Annotated in this window: 15 protein-coding genes and 2 pseudogenes; 8 read left to right on the forward strand and 9 right to left on the reverse strand. The window is 59.5% G+C overall.

Going from position 1 to position 17,993, the window contains the following annotated elements:
* Positions 1 to 2: 2 nt before the first annotated feature.
* The 6 genes from N2599_RS32985 (at position 3) to N2599_RS33010 (ending at position 7,296) form a co-directional block, all read left to right on the forward strand.
* Positions 3 to 1,697, forward strand: a complete 1,695-nt coding sequence (locus N2599_RS32985) for a S8 family serine peptidase (protein WP_027513217.1) — start codon at positions 3 to 5, stop codon at positions 1,695 to 1,697.
* A 237-nt stretch (positions 1,698 to 1,934) separates the two neighbouring features.
* Complete coding sequence (locus tag N2599_RS32990) at positions 1,935 to 3,380, forward strand: aKG-HExxH-type peptide beta-hydroxylase (RefSeq protein WP_027513216.1); 1,446 nt, start codon at positions 1,935 to 1,937, stop codon at positions 3,378 to 3,380.
* Complete coding sequence (locus N2599_RS32995) at positions 3,380 to 4,339, forward strand: ThiF family adenylyltransferase (RefSeq protein WP_027513215.1); 960 nt, start codon at positions 3,380 to 3,382, stop codon at positions 4,337 to 4,339. The genes N2599_RS32990 and N2599_RS32995 overlap by 1 nt, the downstream gene beginning before the upstream one ends.
* A complete protein-coding gene (locus N2599_RS33000) occupies positions 4,336 to 4,593 on the forward strand; it encodes a hypothetical protein (protein ID WP_084606689.1) in 258 nt (85 codons plus the stop codon). The genes N2599_RS32995 and N2599_RS33000 overlap by 4 nt, the downstream gene beginning before the upstream one ends.
* 74 nt (positions 4,594 to 4,667) lie before the next feature.
* Entirely contained in the window at positions 4,668 to 4,973 is a 306-nt protein-coding gene (locus N2599_RS33005) for a DUF982 domain-containing protein (protein ID WP_027513214.1), read from the forward strand.
* A gap of 502 nt (positions 4,974 to 5,475) precedes the next feature.
* Positions 5,476 to 7,296, forward strand: a complete 1,821-nt coding sequence (locus N2599_RS33010) for an ABC transporter ATP-binding protein (protein WP_027513213.1) — start codon at positions 5,476 to 5,478, stop codon at positions 7,294 to 7,296.
* A 54-nt stretch (positions 7,297 to 7,350) separates the two neighbouring features.
* Here N2599_RS33010 and N2599_RS38040 read toward each other — a convergent pair.
* The 9 genes and pseudogenes from N2599_RS38040 to N2599_RS33050 form a co-directional block, all read right to left on the reverse strand.
* Positions 7,351 to 7,473: pseudogene (locus tag N2599_RS38040) on the reverse strand (hypothetical protein); the annotation flags it as partial.
* 207 nt (positions 7,474 to 7,680) lie between these two features.
* Positions 7,681 to 8,658, reverse strand: a complete 978-nt coding sequence (locus N2599_RS33020; protein ID WP_027513212.1) for an alpha/beta fold hydrolase — start codon at positions 8,656 to 8,658, stop codon at positions 7,681 to 7,683.
* Positions 8,659 to 8,874: 216 nt separating this feature from the next.
* A complete protein-coding gene (locus N2599_RS38045) occupies positions 8,875 to 9,006 on the reverse strand; it encodes a winged helix-turn-helix transcriptional regulator (RefSeq protein ID WP_375714161.1) in 132 nt (43 codons plus the stop codon).
* A 464-nt stretch (positions 9,007 to 9,470) separates the two neighbouring features.
* Positions 9,471 to 10,361 (reverse strand): LysR family transcriptional regulator, encoded by an 891-nt coding sequence (locus N2599_RS33025; RefSeq protein WP_027513211.1) that lies wholly within the window; start codon positions 10,359 to 10,361, stop codon positions 9,471 to 9,473.
* Between the two features lie 131 nt (positions 10,362 to 10,492).
* The gene (locus tag N2599_RS33030) at positions 10,493 to 10,810 is read right to left on the reverse strand and encodes a hypothetical protein (protein ID WP_027513210.1); all 318 of its coding nucleotides are present in this window, start codon (positions 10,808 to 10,810) and stop codon (positions 10,493 to 10,495) included.
* A 29-nt stretch (positions 10,811 to 10,839) separates the two neighbouring features.
* Positions 10,840 to 11,305: pseudogene (locus N2599_RS33035) on the reverse strand (nuclear transport factor 2 family protein).
* 68 nt (positions 11,306 to 11,373) lie between these two features.
* Positions 11,374 to 11,922, reverse strand: a complete 549-nt coding sequence (locus tag N2599_RS33040; protein WP_027513209.1) for a carboxymuconolactone decarboxylase family protein — start codon at positions 11,920 to 11,922, stop codon at positions 11,374 to 11,376.
* A 129-nt stretch (positions 11,923 to 12,051) separates the two neighbouring features.
* A complete protein-coding gene (locus tag N2599_RS33045) occupies positions 12,052 to 14,118 on the reverse strand; it encodes a 2Fe-2S iron-sulfur cluster-binding protein (RefSeq protein WP_027513208.1) in 2,067 nt (688 codons plus the stop codon).
* A gap of 58 nt (positions 14,119 to 14,176) precedes the next feature.
* Positions 14,177 to 14,788, reverse strand: a complete 612-nt coding sequence (locus tag N2599_RS33050) for a glutathione S-transferase family protein (RefSeq protein WP_027513207.1) — start codon at positions 14,786 to 14,788, stop codon at positions 14,177 to 14,179.
* An 895-nt stretch (positions 14,789 to 15,683) separates the two neighbouring features.
* Here N2599_RS33050 and N2599_RS33055 point away from each other — a divergent pair.
* Positions 15,684 to 16,673: an AraC family transcriptional regulator gene (locus N2599_RS33055; protein WP_027513206.1), complete on the forward strand. Its 990-nt coding sequence runs from the start codon at positions 15,684 to 15,686 to the stop codon at positions 16,671 to 16,673.
* Positions 16,674 to 16,731: 58 nt separating this feature from the next.
* Positions 16,732 to 17,940, forward strand: a complete 1,209-nt coding sequence (locus N2599_RS33060) for an MFS transporter (RefSeq protein ID WP_027513205.1) — start codon at positions 16,732 to 16,734, stop codon at positions 17,938 to 17,940.
* Positions 17,941 to 17,993: the final 53 nt, after the last annotated feature.

Below are 17,993 nucleotides of genomic sequence, written 5' to 3' on the forward strand. Positions count from 1 at the left end.
ACATGACGGATCAATCACAAATGCCTAAGCCCGCGCCGATCAACTACTATTATCTCTGGCACCTGACTGCGCTTGGTGTGGTCGACGCGGAATACGGATCAGCTCCGCCTGCTCCACTCGCGCTCGATGCGAGCGCCGCACGCGCGCTCCCCGATCCCCTCATCACCGGCACGGTCTGGGATGCCATCGCTTCCGCCGGCCCGTTGCGTCCCGCGCGGGTCGCGCTGATCGATGTCGGCGTATCACCGGACCATCCTAATCTGGCAACCCGGCTTGACCGGGAAGCGTCAATCGATTTGACGACCCATCGTTACGGCGCGCGCGTGCTCGAGATACTCGATACGACTACGTCGTTTGACCGTGAAGAAAAACATGCCTTCTTTGCCGGGCTCAACATCGCTCCGCTCGGCAATATCGGCCTTTCGAATGACGACCGGGATTATCTCAGTGACCTGGTTGCCGAATATGCCACGTCGGAGGGTGTTCTCCGGCGGCTCTACAATCCGGAATCGCTTTTTGCATCACATGGTACGTGCTGCGCAGGACTGATCGTCGGCGAACCCGCCGTTGTTGCGGAAGAAGGCACAGCAAGCGCTCCACCGGAGGGAGCCTTCTACGGCAATGGCGACGAGTTGCGTACGAGCGGTAATCGCAATGTCATCCCCTATTTCGGCGTTGACCCTTTTTCAAGGATCATCTCTATCAGGACGTCCTTCGAAGACGATGTCAGGCAGTTCATCGCTGCCTTTCTTTATGCCTATCATCAGAAGGCGGACGTGATCGTCTTACCGCGTGGTCTGCCGGATCCAAAACGCAGCATCGTTGATCCGAAGAATGAGCTGAAGGCCGACTTGGAACTGTGGAAAAACCAGGATGCCGCCAATCTCTTCACGCGCATTGCCCTCGCCGACCAGGGTGAGCCTGAACTGGAGCCGAAGGCTGCGCAGAAAGGCTCCAATCCGGATCGCCCGTGGCATATCCTCAAACAGCTCATCCTCGCCATCAGTCGGCACATTCCGATCGTCTGCGCCGCGGGAAACAGTGGCGAGAGCCAGCTGATCTATCCGGCAAGTCTTGCCGCCGACGACAACGGCATCATCGCCGTCGGGGCCGTTACCGTCGAAGGTTTCCGTTCGGGCTACAGCAATTACGGCGAAGGATTGACGGTTGTCTCTCCCTCCGACGACGGTGAGGTCTTCAACCGGCATCAGTTGCGCCTCGACCGGCTTTCTCCATTTGCCGCACAGCACGACTACAGTGCTTTTCGAATGCGGGAATACTACTATTCGCACTTCTCGCTTCTGACGACGGACCTGTCGGGGATTTTCGGCTATGATCACGGCTCCGATCCATGGTCGGCGATCGTGCCGTTCGGAACCAATCCCGGCACCGGTGGAGGATACTACACCACCTTCGGGGGCACCTCCGGCGCGTCGGCGCAGGTGGGGGGGCTATGCGCCCTGATTCAGCGGGCCTACAAGAGCCGCCACAATCCCGGTGACCGCCTCTCGGGTCCTCATGTCAAGTCCATTCTGAAAGCCGCGTCCCGCCTGGACGCCATTGTCGCACCCGGAACGAGGAAACTGACGGCGGATTGCATGAATGCAGAAAGCGAGGACGCTCTCGAAGCGGCCTATTTCTTCGGGTCAGGCCTGCCGAATGCGCGGGCGGCGGTACAGGCGGCTCTGGCGATCTGACCGCTGCGCATGCGTTTCCAAATTTAAGCCTCCTCGATCGGAGGCTTTTTCTTTGTTTACGTCATTTTTACGGATTTTTAACGCGGAACTGGCGGGCGAATGACGCCCTTGGGGAATAGTGCCTCTCAACCGACGACGCGCGACGTTCCGATGCCGGACGAAGCCGTCCCGAACTCGGGCACTTTCGCCTGAGATGGAACCTTGATCCGTCCGAAGACTAACCCACGGAGCCTGCCGATGTCCGCGTCCCGTATACAAGAACTAGCAGATGAGGCGCGTCTCCTGCTCAAGCGCAATCCCCTGATGGTAAGCACCGTCTCCCTGCAGCGCGTGGCAACGCGCAACCTTTTGAAGCGACGCTTCCAGTATGGCCGCACACTTGCGGCGGCTTCCAAGCTCGCCGATTGTTCGGTCGGGATAGAGGCGCTGGCAGGTTATTTCCCCGATCTTGCAAATGGCGGATACACTCGTCTGCTGGAGCTTCCGCCAGCGGTTGCCGGACCGGTCGGTGCCGACCCCTACCGTTCATCCGCGCTTGCAGCCTGGATGGGCGGGCTCGCGCGCAGTCTGGAATGGCAGGCAGCCCGCCCCGATGTGCAAGTCGTCAGCGGTTATCTGCAGCCGGATCTGATCGCATCGGATCTTGACCTCGAACGTCAGCCGGCGTGCCGGCTCTCTTGCGGCATCGGCCTCGTCCGCATCGAAAGCGCGGCGCGAAGCCCTATCATGCAAGCCCTCATCCGCCAATGCATGCCGGACTATCCCAGGCCCGACCGCCCCATCACGGACGATGCGGAATTGGATCGCATCGCCGACCATCTGGAGAAGGCTTTCGCATTAATCGCGGAATTTGACGAGTGCGGCCATCAGCATCTGATCGCCGGCCTGCACACGCTTCACGTTGGCGTGCGGCGCGAACCGCAGTGTTCCTTTTCGAGTTCGAACGAATTGCCGGGCAGCGCGCTCATCGCTCTTTCCAGAGAGAGATTGCGCGACGGCGATCATGCCGCGACCGCAGCCCAACTGCTTCACGAGGCGGCGAATATCCTGCTTGGGTTTTATACGACCTCGGCGGCGGCATCCCTGCCTGGGGAGTTCCAATATGTTTCCCCATACAAAAACGACCTACAGACGCTCGAGAGCATCCTGCATACGGCCTACACCATTCCCTGGGAGTGCGCCATGCGCATGGCATGCCTATCCACCGAGGCGGATCCTGAGCGCCGCGCCCGGAAAACGGCATTCATAATCGCCTATGCCGCGCGGCAAGTCCCGCTCATCGACATCGCTCGGAAAGGGATCGAACGTCTCGGCGGCGATGTCCTCCTCGACCTCCCAGACATCGCCGCCATTCCTTCCTGGAGTGGCCGGATCCTAGAGCTCGTGGGCCAGTTGCTTGCCGAAGAGCCTGTCGCGCACCGCCAGGCCCATCTCGCCGAGCGCCAGCGAGTTCTCGATCGCCAAGCCTGGGATATCGGACAGATGCTCCTGCGCGGCAAGGAGCCGATCGATCCTCGGATGGGCCGGCGACAGATCGATGACAGCGGCGACAATATCAGCCTCTGGTACAACGGAAAATTCCACGTGATCCCGAAGGCCGCCGACTATGCGGTGGGCAAGGACTACGGTCGCTACGCCGCGACGATCCACGGAATCGCGCCCAGTGAAATGGAGGCAATGTGATGATCAATTATCGGTCTAGACGATTGTCAGCGGCGGTCCGTGCGCCCGTCGATTTTCCGAACTTCTTCGCCCACAACCTTGGGTCGCGCGGCAGGGGGGCTCTGTTTGCCGGCAATAGTACCGATGCTGTCGAGGAACAGAGCCCCACTGTTACTAGGCCTGCATGCGGCGTCTCACTGAAGGCTTCCGATATGCCGGCGGAGGACGAGTATGTCGCCGCCGCAACTAATCACCACGACGCCTTCCTGACGCCTCGTTGCCATCGGCGACGCGACTTCGCACGGTTTCGCGAAATCGACTTCGTCATCATCGGATGCGGCGGCTTGGGCTCGCAGATTGCCATCCAGCTTGCGGCCCTCGGCGCGCGCCATTTCCTTCTCGTCGATGCGGAACGTATCGACGAGAACAACTTGAACCATCTCCCATGGGCGAGCGAGGCGAATCTCGGCTGGCTGAAGACAGACAGGCTGGCGACCCATCTGGCCGCGCGTTTCTCGGCGAATGTCTTCGCGCTGCCGGAATTTGCGGAAGGCGCCTCGGCGCTACGGCTAATCGCAGACTACGCTAACAATCCGTTCTTCATTCTCGCCGGCGACGGTTCTCGTCCGGCCCAAGATCTCCTGTCGGTCTGCCTAACATCGGAAGCCGGCCTGCCGCCCCATCTGCATGTGGGCCGCTCGGCAGGCTACCGCATGGCAGGTCCCTTGGTCGCGGTGCATGAGGACGCATGTCCCGTCTGCCACTGCGCCACCCAAGTCACAGCCGACGACGCCTTTCACGCCCCACCGGCCACCGTCCACAACCCATCGGTCGTCGGCCTTGCCGTGTCGCAGATTGCCCAAAAATGCCTTTCGAGACACTCGATCGCACGGGGACGCCGATGGATATTGAACCTCAAGAGCCATCAGGCCGAGCTGCGTTCTCTCTCCGAACACGCCGAATGTAAGGTACGTCCATGAAAGTGCTATTTTCCTCGGGATGTTATTGCTCCGTTGGCGCAACTGCCGAAAAGAACGATGAGCTAACGATATCCGAAGCTCTTAGTGATCCACTAATCGCCATCGTGATGCGCGCAGATGGCGTGATCTCCGAAGAGTTCAAGCGACTCCTTGAGACGGCAGCCCGTGAGCTGGAAGTCAATCTGGCTAACTCGGTCAGCGGAGGTGGGAAGGATACGCGACACGTTTGTCGAAACGATGCGGAAGATGGTTGACGAGCATGTGTGGTCAACCCTGGTCCGAACCATGGCCCGGCATTGGCACTGCCGTCCCGCGAAGTTTAGGGGCAATGAGATTGGATATGTTGAGAAGGTTCCCAACGATAATTCTTGGTTTTGCCGAAGGGAAAGATCGCAAGGTGATCCGTACCGCTCGCGAGGCTGCCCAACTGTTGCTGAAGGAATGGCCTACCGACGATGGTGAAGAATTCTTCACGGCGGTGAGAACGTGTTTGGACGTCCTTACTGGAGAGATCGAACCCGAGAAATTGCACGAGGCGATCGTCCGCGCCGCATATGAAGCGGGTATTGCAGCAATCACGACTGATCACAGCCTGGGTATCCTCAGGATCTATCCAGTCAGCGAGGTCAGATAGTTGACCGCCGTGCATGCGCTCATCGCAATCCCGCTCCCATCGAGTCGCTTCGGCTATCGCCAATCCCGAAGAACTGCACCATTCAGGCTTGCGGACACGTGATCGGTAATGGCTCGTGGTCATCGTCATGCCGACGGGCCCGCGCCCCATTTGGTGACTACCGAGTTTTCGGGGGAGCTTACGACCTGGCTGATGTTGCAAGTATGCCGCATCTCAAAGATTCGCCGAAAATTTCGCCGGATTTGACTTGGCCTGCGCGCCCAACCAATCTAGGATTGATAAACATTCAACACGGTTCTAGGGAGTTTTCGATGGCTATTTTTTCCAACTCCCCAGTGGCTTCCGCGAATATCGCCTGAAGCCGCCAGCGTTTTCCAATGCGACAGAACCTGATGGACTGGTGCTAACCTTCCCGTCGATCGTTCCTCACCAAACCATTTCGCGCGGTTTTGCGCGGACATTTTTTTCCCTATGACGGAGCCGGCGAAAGCCGGATACATCAATGGCTCTTGGTTTCAAATCCCGCCGCGGCGGTGCTTTTCGCAGCGTTTTCCGTTATTGCTGGGCTCATTGGAAGCGTCAGCCGGGCCGTGCCTCCTTCATGTTGTTCACAGCGATGCTGTCGACGCTTGCGGATGTGCTCACGCCCTTGTTCTCCGGCCGACTGGTCGACGCCGTGGTGTCCGGCCAGGCCAGCGACGCTGCAATATGGAACAGCGCCTTCAACGCCTTTTGTTGGCTGATGGTACTGTCGGTCGGCGCCGTTATCCTGCGGCATGCCACGTTCACCGCCATCATCGGCTTCACGCTGAAGTCGATGTCGGAGATCGCGGCGAACTCGTTCTTCCATATCCAGCGCTTTTCGAGCGATTGGCACGCCAACAGCTTTGCCGGTTCCACTGTTCGCAAGGTGACACGCGGCATGTGGGCGCTCGACCTGCTCAACGACACCGTCTTCGTCGCGCTTTTCCCATCGCTGGTGATGCTCATCGGCTCGACCATTCTGATGACATGGTACTGGCCAATGATGGGACTGCTGGTCGGCGCCGGATCCGTATTCTTCATCGCGTTCACCGCGACAATGGCTTTGCGCTATGTTGCGCCGATGGCCAGCATGGCCAATAGCTGGGATACACGCCTCGGCGGCGCGCTCGCCGATGCGGTGACCTGCAATGCCGTGGTCAAGGCCTTTGGCGCTGAAGGCCGGGAGGACAAACGTCTCGCCTCGGTCACCCGCAAGTGGCAGGATCGCACAGGGCGCACCTGGACGCGGGGCACCCTGAATGGCACCTCGCAGAATGCGCTGCTCAGCCTGTTGCGCGGCGGCGTGCTGGGCCTTGCCCTTTGGCTCTGGGCTAACGGCAAGGCCAATGCGGGCGACATCACGTTCGTCCTGACAGCCTTTTTCATCCTTCAGGGCTATCTGCGTGAAATCGGCATGCATATCCGCAACCTGCAGCGTTCGGTGAACGACATGGAGGAGCTTGTCACCATCCATGCACAGCCTTTGGGCGTGGAGGACGTTCCCGGCGCGCCAGCTCTCCATGTGACGGCCGGCCTGATCACGTTCGATCATGTCACCTTCCATTATGGCAACCACCATGCTCCGCTCTACAAGGACTTCTCGGTCACCATCAAACCGGGTGAGCGAGTTGGACTCGTCGGCCATTCCGGCTCCGGAAAGACGACTTTCATCAAGCTGATCCAGCGTCTGCATGACGTCAACCACGGCACGGTCTCGATCGACGGGCAGGATATTTCCAAGGTAGCGCAGACCTCTCTTCGCCGCCAGATCGCCATCGTGCAGCAGGAACCCATCCTGTTTCACCGCTCGCTGGCGGAAAACATCGCCTATGCGAGGCCGACGGCCACGCAAGCGGAGATCAGAACGGCTGCGCGGCTTGCCAGCGCCCATGATTTCATCGAGGCGCTGCCAAAGGGCTATGCGACGCTTGTCGGCGAACGCGGTATCAAGCTTTCCGGCGGCGAACGGCAACGCATCGCCATCGCCCGCGCATTCCTGGCCGATGCGCCGATCCTGATCCTTGACGAGGCGACCTCGAGTCTCGATTCGGAATCGGAGATGCTCATCCAGCAGGCAATGGAGAGGCTAATGGAGGGACGCACGACACTGGTCGTCGCTCACCGCCTGTCGACGGTGCGCGCGCTCGATCGGCTGCTGGTCTTCGACCACGGACAAATCGCCGAGGAAGGTACTCATGTTAGTCTCATCCGGCGCAAGAGCGGGATCTATCGCGGACTGTTCGAGCGTCAGGCGCTGGAGCTGACGAAGGGCATCGCGAGTGAAGGGCTGATTGGCTAACGAGTACTGAGAGCACCGCTGATTATATCGCAGCGCATCTTTCGAGTCGTAAGCGCTGTTTTGCTCACCGGCTTTTTGGGCAGCGCGAATAGTGGCGATCTTCTCGGCCGCCGCATCAGAGCGGTCTGCGGAGGGGGAGTCCCGCTCATGGTTATGCCAACGAGCTAACCTCAGCACCTCGGGATGAGCGCGATAGCGATCGAAGAGTCTGGCCGCATAAGCGGGCAGGTTATTGGGATCGACCGTTGCTGGGCCGATTTGTCAGGATGGCGCTCGTAATAACGTGAAAGAGATGATCCGCCCGTGGCGCGAATCCGGGTTGGCCGACGAGCCAGCCGAGCGCCGACAAGGCCGCGCAGCTGCCTGAGCTGCGCGGCTTCGAATTCAATTACCTTTTGCGACTTTCCGGTCGAGGAAGCCGTGAATGAGCGGTGCCATCACGTCCAGTTTGTCTTCCAGTGCGAAATGTCCGGTGTCCAGAAGATGCAGTTCGGCGTCCGGAAGGTCGCGGAGATAGGGATGTGCTCCCTGATGGGGGAAGATCTTGTCGTTCTTGCCCCACACGATAAGCGTCGGGGGTTTACGTTCGCGGAAGAAAGCCTGGAACTGCGGGTAGAGCGGGACATTGGTCCTGTAGTCATAGAATAGATCCAGCTGAATGTCCTTATTGCCGGAACGATCAAGTAGTGCCTGATCATGAACCCAGTTGTCTGGACTGATGCGGGTCAGATCTCTGACACCGTCGGTGTACTGGAACTTCGTGATCTCCAGCGTCACGAGACCGGAAAGCGCCTCGCGGCTTTCCTTCGTCCCATCAGCCCAATATTTTTTGATCGCATCCCAGAATTCGCGGAGGCCTTCATCATAGGCATTCCCATTCTGGACGATGAGGGCGGCCACGCGATCCGGATGTTTCAGGGCGAGGCGATAGCCGACGGGCGCGCCGTAATCCATGACATACATGGAATACTTCTTGGCGCCGATGTGATCGAGCAGACCGTCCACAAGGTCGGTATAGTGGCCGAACGTATAGGCGAATTTCGTGTGGTCGGGAGCGTCGCTTTGGCCGAAGCCCGGATAGTCCGGAGCAATGACACGATAGCGATCCGCAAGCAGCGGGATCAGATTGCGGAACATGTGCGAAGACGTCGGGAAGCCATGCAGCAGGACGACCACTGGGCCGTCTTTCGGACCGGCTTCGCGATAGAAGATGTTCACGCCATCAATCGCTGCCGTCCGGTAATGGACGGTTGCGGGAGCCTGCTGCGTGATGGCTGCTTGGTTGGGGGTGGCCGACGAGGCAAAGGACATTGGCGCAAAGCTAACGGTTGCCAGCATTAGGGTCGTGATCAGGCGTGTCATGGTAGGTCTCCTTCGGGTTTGAGGTGCCAGCTACGACTGGCCTGGAGACAAACATATCCATCCACGAGAAAACGATAATCCGCTCAATTTGGAAGTGATAATTGCGATATGTGAACCAATGACCGCAATCATCCAAAGAGCTAGGCAAAGAGTAGGATCGATCCCGGCCTTCCTGATCCGCGCGAAGTTCGCCCCTGAACGAGTAACCCCAATCCCTCATGGCCAACATGACCGAAGTAAGGCTTTGCCAAACTCGGACAGGTCATATTCAACTCTCGGCAGGACTTCTACGAACACCGTGCGTTCGATAATCCCGTCCGCTTCCAGCGCCCGAAGCTGGATCGTCAGCGAACGTTGGCTGGATCTCCCATCAAGCGTCGCAACTCACCAAACCGGCGCGGACCCATCTCCAGGAGCCAATAGATAATCATCGTGGCCAACATCGACACTGTGGTTTGCGTGCCTAGCTCGGGAGGCCGTAGCGTCGTGCCTATGACCCAAGATGCGGGGGAGAGGCTCTCGATCCCCTTTGTCTCTGCCCTTCTCGGCGGCTTTGCCTTACGCTGTTTTATTTTTACACCATGCCCGAGACGAGTGTTCTGCAAGGGGCTGACGGGATCACGGCCTGCATCGCTTCGGGGATACAGGCCCGCAATTGCGATGAAGCTACCGCCGGATTAAATCGCAGACGCGCATGAGGCCGCAGGAAAGGGGCAAATCCATCGTCAAGATTTTGATCGAGGCGCGACTGGCGATTTCCACCAGGAGCCTTTCGATGTGGCGCCACGTCTGCGCGCGAACCGACAGTGGTGCTAGTTCAGCAGCCGGTTTTCCCGGAGGCGTGCCGCTGCCATGTCCACGAAGGCGCGAACCTTGGCGGGCGCGTGCCGCCCTTCCGGATAAAGGATATGGATGGGCATTGGCGGCTCTTCATAGTCGCTGAGAACGATCTGCAACTCCCCCGCAAGCAGGGCCGGGCCGATTTGATAATGCAAGGCCCTGGTCAATCCCCAACCTGCCCGGGCCGTCGCAATCGTGGCTTGGTTCGTATTGCACTGAAGGATGGGGTCGATCGTCACACGCTGGTCGTTTGCGAAGCGCCATTCCGGCGAAGCCCAGGCGCTTGTTGAAGCCGCGATGCGATGGTTCTTCAGGTCCGCAGGCGTGCTTGGCACGCCATGCCGGTCGAGATAGCTCGGGGATCCGCATATGACGTGCCGAACGGCTCCGACCTTGATAGCTGTAAAACCTGAATCGGGGAGATGGCCTATACGAACAGCGACATCCACCCCTTCTTCGACGATGTTGACGGGCCGATCGATAAACAGCGTCCTGGCGCGGATCGTCGGATAGGCATTCAAGAACTCGGTCACGATAGGCAACACGTACATCTGCCCAAACAGCGCGGATGCCGTGATTGCCAGGGTTCCAGTCGGAGTGGCGTAGGAGCCACCGGCTGCCGCCTCTGCCTCCGCGATATCCGCCAATATCCGACGGCAATCCTCGAAATACCGTGTCCCTGCTTCCGTCATCTTGACGGAGCGCGTCGTGCGAACAAACAGGCGTGCGCCGATGAGATCCTCAAGCGCTGCAACGGCCCGCGTCACCGCCGGCGCGCTCATATGCATGTGGCGCGCGGTCTCCGCAAAGCTCTCGGTTTCCGCAACCTTTGCAAAGACTCTCATCGCCTGCCATCGATCCATTCGCCCCCCCAAGATCGCCCGTGCTGATTGAACACGACCATTGCACATAAGTTTGTATCAATCTCGAAACACGTCTCGCAAGACTGTTTCGAGATTTGATTGCAATGACATGACACAAGGGCCGGCGGAGGCTATGCGGATTTCAACAGGGACCGGTCCATGTACGAGATGGCCATCTTTTCAATGTCCGCGCAGACCTGAGCGCCTAGACCTGCTCTCGTGGCGCGCGCGCGTCGTTCATCGTTTGTCGCGAGCGCCAAAGCGATCGCTCTGGAGAGCTGGAAATCGAAGCTCGAGCCGCTGCGCGCCATGTCGATTTCCGCCCCGGTCATGCCGAGCGCTTTTGCATCTTTCTCCTGCTGTCGGATGAAAACACTATCACCGCTGGCGGCGGTGAGCGCGAGCTCAATCGATAACCGTGCTCGCGCGTCAAGCTTGAATCCTGTCATGGCGGTGATCTCTGCAATGCGCGTTTCGCCTAGAAACCAAAGTCGCTCAGGCCCGGATAATCATCCGGCCGACGACCGAGCGGCCAGCGGAACTTGCGGTCCGCTTCCGTGATCGGGTGTTCATTGATACTTGCGTGGCGCGCCTGCATCAGCCCATCCTCGGCGAATTCCCAGTTCTCGTTGCCATAGGCACGAAACCACTGCCCGCTGTTGTCGCGGTATTCGTAGGCATAGCGAAACGGCGATGCGGTTGCCCTGGAACGCCCAAAGCTCCTTGATCAGGCGGTAATCCAGCTCACGGTGCCATTTGCGCGTCAGGAAGGCTTCAGCCTCTGCGCGGCCTATCAGAAACTCCGCGCGATTGCGCCAGCGCGTGTCGATCGTATAGGCGAGCGCCACCTTGGCGGCATCGCGGCTATTCCAGCCATCCTCGGCTAGGCGGACCTTTTCAATGGCAGTCTGTTCATCAAAAGGAGGAAGTGGCGGACGAGACATGGGTCAATTCCTTTGGGTTTAAGAAGGGGTGGTTGGGTGGCCGCAGACAGGCGACCACCGTCAGTCGGTCATGCTGCAAGGCGATCGATGCGGGGGAAGTCGATCTCGGTGCCCAGAGCTTCGTTGACGTAGTTCGTGAACGTATTCAGCGCGACATGCGCGATGATCTCGACAATTTCCGCATCGCTGTAACCGACGGCGCGAACCTTTTCGACTCGGCCGAGTGCCACAGAGCCGCGAGCGTCGACAAGGGCGCGGGCGAATTCGACAGCGGCGGCGGCCTTCGGATCATTCGAGGTGCCGCGGCGGTTCGCTTCGATCTCGCTCTCGTCCAGCTTGGCGAACTTTGCGCCGGTATAGGTGTGCGCTGACAGGCAGTAGTCGCAGCCATTGGCCTCGGCCATGGTCAGTGCGATCCGCTCGCGGGTGGCCGGAGCCAACTTCCCCTTTCCGAGCGCGCCTTGCAGCGCGGTCAGACCGTTCAAAGCGGCAGGGCTGTTCGACACCAGCCGGAAGATGTTCGGCACGGAGCCGATCTGCTTCTGAATGGCTTCCAGGATGGGGCGGGAAGCTTCCAGTGCATCGCTTATAGTAGCAGGTGTGGGAATGCGTGACATATCTATCTCCTTGATTTTAGTAACGAAAGGCTATCCTTGTCGCCACGATCAAGATGCTTCGGTTTTGCCCAATGATGAACGTCGAAAAAGAGGAAGATACTCTTGCGTCGGACGCATCAATGACGAACGTTAGAGTTCGAGCTGGATCCTGTTTTCCTCGTCGGTTTCCTGTCCAGCAGGGACGGCCGAGCACAGCAACACTTCGCCCTCGGCGATCGCCGCCGTTGGCTCCCTGATATAGGTCACCGCACCCGTGGTGAGCTTTGTGCGGCAGGTTCCGCAACTGCCTTGCCGGCAACTGAACTCCGGGTTCAGGCCGCGCGCTTCTGCAAGTTCCAGCAGGGTGCCCGACTCAGGGGTCCAGCGCGCCTCCTTCAACGACCTCATGAAGGCGACCGGCACTGGCGTTGTGGATGGTGGTCGGCGGCTCTGCGCGGTCACCCCGGCGTCGAGCGTTCGCTTCAAGGATGAAGGGCCGAAGGCTTCCGCGTGTATCCGACCATCTGCGATGTTATAGCCTCGCAACCCATCATAGAGCGCCTGGGTGAACTGCGGCGGCCCGCAGACGTAGAACTCATAATCGTTGAACGGCAGGTGGCGGGAAAGCAGCGCCATGTCGATGCGCCCGATGGCGTCGTAGTCTGCGCCTTCTTCCGCACCACTGGCGTCGCTCAAGACCCGGATGAGCCTGACGACCCCCTGCCCTGCATTGACAAGCTCGGCGATTTCCCTGTCGAACGGCCGCTCCTGCTTGGAACGCGCCGCATGGAAAAGGATGATCGGACGGATGCGTTGCTTGCGAAGCCCCTCGTAAACAACGTGGCGCAGCATGGCGAGCATGGGCGTAATCCCTACGCCGCCGGCAAGCAGCACCGCCGGCCGAGTAGCGCGGGCATCGATGGTAAAATCGCCGGCTGGCGCGCGCGTTTCGATGGTGTCGCCAACGTGAATGACGTCGTGCAAGTGGTGCGACACAAGGCCGTCGCGCTTGACACTGATGCGGTAGACACCGTCCGAAGGAGCGGCGGACAAAGTGTAAGTTCGGATGACAGGCTTGTCGACGCCCGGAACGGTCAAGCGGATAGGCAGATGTTGTCCAGCAACATGCGGCAGCAACCCCGCTCCATCGCCAGGCTGCAGGTGAAACGAGCGGATCGAGGCACTTTCCTCGACGATCTTCGTCACCGTTAGGGCGCGCCACTGATTGGCGAGCTCCGTGGCACGCAGCCGATCGGCCGCCTGCGCCCAGTCGCCGGTCATCAACGAGTTCGCAGACCATCCGTCTTCCCGGAAGGCCCAGCGCAGCGCCAAGGCGTTGCGCCGGCGAACGATCCGGCGTGCCTTGAAGGTCCACAGCCGTTCGGCACCCTGGAAGGCGGCGATCTCTGGCGAATCCAGGATGACCTCGGCGTTACCCGTCATCTGCAGCATGTCGCCGTTTGCGTAATCGATGAAGAGTAGCCCTGCCTTGCCGTTCAACAGGATGTTGCCGAGCGTGGAGAAGAAGAGATTGCCATCGAAGTCCGGAATGGTCAGCGTCCCGTCATCTGCAGCGCGAACGAAGCCAGCCTTGCCGCCGCGATGCGACACGTCGACCTGGCGCCGATCTTCGCGATCGACATACGACGATACGAAAAACGCATCTGCCGCCGCGATCATGGAACGTGCAGCATCATCGAGTGCGGGCAGATCTTCGACCGTGCCGGAGAAGGCTTCGCCCGGATCACAAACGAATTCAAAGTCACGCAGCTGGATGTAACGCGGGCAGTTCCCGAAACTCTGGTCGACATCAATCCGGATACCTTCGGGTGAGGTGGAGACGATCCCGTTCATACGATTGCGGCGGCGGGTGTGCATCTCCATGCCGAGAAGGCCGATTGGCTGACTCTGTGATATACCTTCGCTAGCGGGATCACTGGCATCGCTTTTTGCCGCGATGTTCAGGATGGTTGACGACGGAGAGGACATGAACCCGGGCCGACCTTCGAGGAACGTCGCCCAGGCATCGCCACGGTTATCGACACTGCCCACAACGATGTAAGGCAGCTGAGCGTAAAAATCGCGGTGTTGATCGGGCATGAAGTCGCGGATTACGCGCTGGCCGACAGAAGCCATGCGCTCGGCGACGCCCACCTTCTGCTGAAGCAACAGCTCGCCCTCGTGCCAGACCGGCAACGTCGTCAAAGTCTTGCTCATTTCCGTCTCCCCAAAATAAATGGAACGGGCGCACGTAGCCGCACGCCCGGATCAGGCGTCAGGCGGCAAGGCCGGCGGGCGTTTGAACGAAGGCAACGAAGCCCGGTAGAGCTTCGATACGACGGAGAAATGCATCGACCGCGGGATAGGTGGAGAGATCGACATTCCCCTCCGGCGCGCGAGCCACGTAGCTGTAGATCGCAACATCCGCGATCGTTGGCCCACTACCAACAAGCCAGTTACGATCGGCGAGATGGCTTTCGAGCCGACCCAGCAGCGTATGGGCGCGGCCGATAACTTCTTCAGGATTAAACTTGGCCCCGAAGACGGTAATCAACCGTGCTGCCGCAGGGCCATAGGCGACTTCGCCGGCGGCAACCGAAAGCCAGCGCTGAACAGCGGCGGAGCCCTGAGCGTCTTCTGGAAGCCAATCGCTGCGGGCAGCTTTCTTTGCGAGATAGACCAGGATGGCGTTGCTATCGGAGATGACAACGCCATCGTCTTCCAGCACCGGCACCTGCCCAAATGGGTTCAGCTTCAGAAACTCAGGCTTCTTGTGCGCACCTGCCTTCAGGTCGACCTCAACCAGTTCGTGAGGCAAGCCAAGCAGCGAGACGAACAGGCGGGCTCGGTGAGCGTGACCCGACAGCGGATGATGATAAAGTCTCATTGTGTGCTCCTGCGAAATTCTGAACGGGTCCATTCCCGATCTGCATTGCGAAAGTGCTACAGTCGGCTGTCCATGAGAACGGCCGAGTTTCGCAGTTCATAATTGCAGCTGACGCAACAATCCCAGGGAACCGACCATTCCACGGGCTCGATGCGCTTTAACGCGCGCCGGCGCGACACGATCGCCAACCGGCGTCCAAGCCGGTATTGGTTAAAGGGCCGACCAAGTCTTTCTGCTGAAGTGAAGTTCCTCGAGCATTTTCTGGCGAATAGCCTGGGCTCATAATGTCGGTCACGATGGTGTGCAACTGACCTTCCTGCCGTCTCAAGAGCGACGAAGCGCAGCCTTCAAGCCCGCGATCTGTGTATCAAGCCCAAAACGCTGATCGGCATTGGGCTCCGGCAATGAGCGGCGAATAAGTGGGCGCCGTCCTCAGAACCACGCCGTGCCCTAGGTCGTAAGGACTGCCACTGCGATAATCCTGCTTACAGGCATGGCTGACTTTCCAGCATAATGCGTCTGTCGTGGGAGCTGGGCTAACTTGTCGGCTCCACCAAGATCGTCAATAGATATATTGACGCTTTACCTTTGAATGTATAGTTTTGTGTTGACGAAACGATTTAATCCGTCAACGGCTGAAGGCTGGATCCGACCGGTGCGTAAAGCTTTGGGCATGTCGGGCGCGCAGCTCGCCAAGGCCGGTGTTGCCGGACTGCCCGGCTACGATCCCTACAATATGGCCAAGGAAGCCGCAATCCATCGGTTGACAGCATGAGAGAGGCCGGTGCTGGCAGCGATCACGCTCGAACTCACAGAAAATACCGCTGCCGGAAGACAATCGCCTCGCGACACGATCGTGCTTGCATGCCAGACGCTCGAGACCTAAATTGGCTAAATGCTTGACCATTCGTCTCGACCGTTGTCGCCGTCAAATATCCCAATGGATGCGCTAAGCGAAGTGCTACAAGACTTTCGCTTGAGTGGCGTCAACTATGGGCGCTGCGAACTCAGACATCCATGGAGCATCGCCTTTCCGCAACAACAGCTACTTCGTTTTCACTTCGTGAGCCAGGGTCCGTGCTGGATCCATACCGAAGCGCAAGGGTGGCAGGAGTTGAACGATGGAGATCTGGTGCTGCTGCCGCAAGGTATCGCGCATCGATTAGCCAGCGCGCCGGATGTTGAGGGCGACTGCCTCAAAAGCTGTCAGATAACAAGGTTGGGCAGCAACGTCTGCGAAGTGGTGCGGGAAGGAACGGGTGCGACCAGCACCCTCTTCTGCGGCTCCATGACTTTGAGCGCGTATGCGCTTAATCCTTTGATCGCCTTGATGCCGCCAATGATCAAGGGCTGCGATGTAGCCGGCAATGACCCGATCGTTGGCCCCCTGCTGGCGGCGATGACGGCGGAGGCTTCACAGCCTCAGATGGGTAGCGCGACCGTCCTATCGCGTATGGCAGACTTGCTCGCAGCGCGGCTTATCCGCTGCTGGGTAAATTGCAGCGGCGCCTCGACCACCGGCTGGCTCGCCGCGATCCGCGACCCCCACATCGGTCGTGTGTTGGCAGCCATGCACCGGGACCCCGGCCATAACTGGACCCTCGAAAGCCTCGCGACCGTGGCAGGCCAGTCGCGCTCGATCTTTGCCGAGCGCTTCAGCGCTATCTTAGGAGAAGGCGCGGCACGTTATCTTGGCCGTCTGCGGATGCAGCTTGCCCGCGAGTTGCTGGGCCAAGGTGGCATGTCAGTTGCCGAAGTTGCTTCCCGATTAGGTTATGAGTCGGAGGCATCTTTCGCTCGCGCCTTCAAGCGCATCACCAGCGTGTCACCGGGCATTGTGCGCCGCACAAGTTCTGGACGAATGGACATGAATTTCGGATTGTAAGACACATATCATCCTAAGATGTTCGTCTATGAAATCTCCGAACGTAGGAGATAATTCAATGACGGACACGACATCAGAACTCGCCGACGCGGCGATAGACTTTGATACCGCCGAGCCAGCCGCCTGGAGCGCCGCGACTTGGTTTGCCGTTCTTTCGATGGCGGCAACCAGCTTTGCGCTGGTATCGGCTGAGTTCCTGCCGGCGGGCCTGTTGACGCCAATGGCGCGCGATCTCGGGATTACTGAGGGAACAGCCGGACAGGTCGTCACCGCTACCGCTTCCGTCGGCGCCGTGACGGCGCTATTGAGCAATGTTCTCATTGGCAGACTGAACCGCAAGGCGGTGCTGGTCGGTCTTAGTGCATTGGCGATCGGATCCAATATTCTTGCAGCGCTAGCGACCGATTTTTGGCTACTGTTGTTGGGACGGGCCGGGCTAGGCATCGCGCTTAGCGGTTTCTGGGCGCTTTCAGTCGCGGTCGTGGCGAGATTGGTTGGCGCAAATGCGACAGGTCGGGGCATGGCTATTGTCACCCTCGGCGTCTCGCTCGCCACCATAGCTGCGCCATCGATGGGCGCTTTGATCAGCGATTGGCTGGGATGGCGAATCGCCATGGCGATGACCGCCGGACTTGCCGCACTTGCGATGGTGTTGCAGGCGCTCAGCTTGCCAACGCTGCCCGCAAGCACAAGCAACAGCCTCGCCGACGTGTTCCGGCTGACAAGCCGGCGTGGCGTTCAACTGGGAATGCTTGCCATCCTTTTGCTGATGACAGGGCATTTTGCCGGCTCGGTTTATGTGCGTCCCTTCCTGGAACAAGTGACGCGTCTTGAAACCGAATCGATTGCCTTGGCGCTGCTTGGGTTCGGTATCGCCTCTGTGATCGGTAACGTCGCCGGTGGCCGAATGGCCGACGCAAGTATCCGCCTGGCGCTTGGTGTAACCGCCACGCTGATGGCGGTTGCGGCGCTCGCCTTGGTGCTTTGGGGTCCTCATACAGGCGTTGCATTCGCCTTCGTTTCACTTTGGGGCTTCGCGTTCGGCATGGCGCCGGTGGTGCTGCCGACCAATCTGTCCCGCGGAGCACCTGACGCGCTGGAGGCAGCGGGGAGCCTGATGGTCGTCTCTTTTCAGGTCGCCATCAGTATTGGCGCGGTTTTCGGCGGCTATGTCGTCGATCACTACGGCGCTGTCGGCCCCTTGACCCTTACCGCCGTCCTAGCCGCATCGACGGTCGCCTTGGCGCTGCTGCAGCCTCGCAGCTGATCTTCGCCTTCCGGGTTGAGCAAGTGCGACCTCTCGTTGACTGGCAAGCGTCC

The organism is Rhizobium sullae (genome assembly GCF_025200715.1).
In the GTDB taxonomy this organism is placed as follows: Bacteria; Pseudomonadota; Alphaproteobacteria; order Rhizobiales; family Rhizobiaceae; genus Rhizobium; species Rhizobium sullae.

Bases quoted from the DNA above. Each gene is read 5' to 3' on its own strand.
- N2599_RS32985 (WP_027513217.1), top strand. From the start codon at position 3: ATGACGGATCAATCACAAATGCCTAAGCCCGCGCCGATCAACTACTAT.
- N2599_RS32990 (WP_027513216.1), top strand. From the start codon at position 1,935: ATGTCCGCGTCCCGTATACAAGAACTAGCAGATGAGGCGCGTCTCCTG.
- N2599_RS32995 (WP_027513215.1), top strand. From the start codon at position 3,380: ATGATCAATTATCGGTCTAGACGATTGTCAGCGGCGGTCCGTGCGCCC.
- N2599_RS33000 (WP_084606689.1), top strand. From the start codon at position 4,336: ATGAAAGTGCTATTTTCCTCGGGATGTTATTGCTCCGTTGGCGCAACT.
- N2599_RS33005 (WP_027513214.1), top strand. From the start codon at position 4,668: ATGAGATTGGATATGTTGAGAAGGTTCCCAACGATAATTCTTGGTTTT.
- N2599_RS33010 (WP_027513213.1), top strand. From the start codon at position 5,476: ATGGCTCTTGGTTTCAAATCCCGCCGCGGCGGTGCTTTTCGCAGCGTT.
- N2599_RS33020 (WP_027513212.1), bottom strand. From the start codon at position 8,658: ATGACACGCCTGATCACGACCCTAATGCTGGCAACCGTTAGCTTTGCG.
- N2599_RS33025 (WP_027513211.1), bottom strand. From the start codon at position 10,361: ATGGATCGATGGCAGGCGATGAGAGTCTTTGCAAAGGTTGCGGAAACC.
- N2599_RS33030 (WP_027513210.1), bottom strand. From the start codon at position 10,810: ATGACAGGATTCAAGCTTGACGCGCGAGCACGGTTATCGATTGAGCTC.
- N2599_RS33040 (WP_027513209.1), bottom strand. From the start codon at position 11,922: ATGTCACGCATTCCCACACCTGCTACTATAAGCGATGCACTGGAAGCT.
- N2599_RS33045 (WP_027513208.1), bottom strand. From the start codon at position 14,118: ATGAGCAAGACTTTGACGACGTTGCCGGTCTGGCACGAGGGCGAGCTG.
- N2599_RS33050 (WP_027513207.1), bottom strand. From the start codon at position 14,788: ATGAGACTTTATCATCATCCGCTGTCGGGTCACGCTCACCGAGCCCGC.
- N2599_RS33055 (WP_027513206.1), top strand. From the start codon at position 15,684: ATGCTTGACCATTCGTCTCGACCGTTGTCGCCGTCAAATATCCCAATG.
- N2599_RS33060 (WP_027513205.1), top strand. From the start codon at position 16,732: ATGACGGACACGACATCAGAACTCGCCGACGCGGCGATAGACTTTGAT.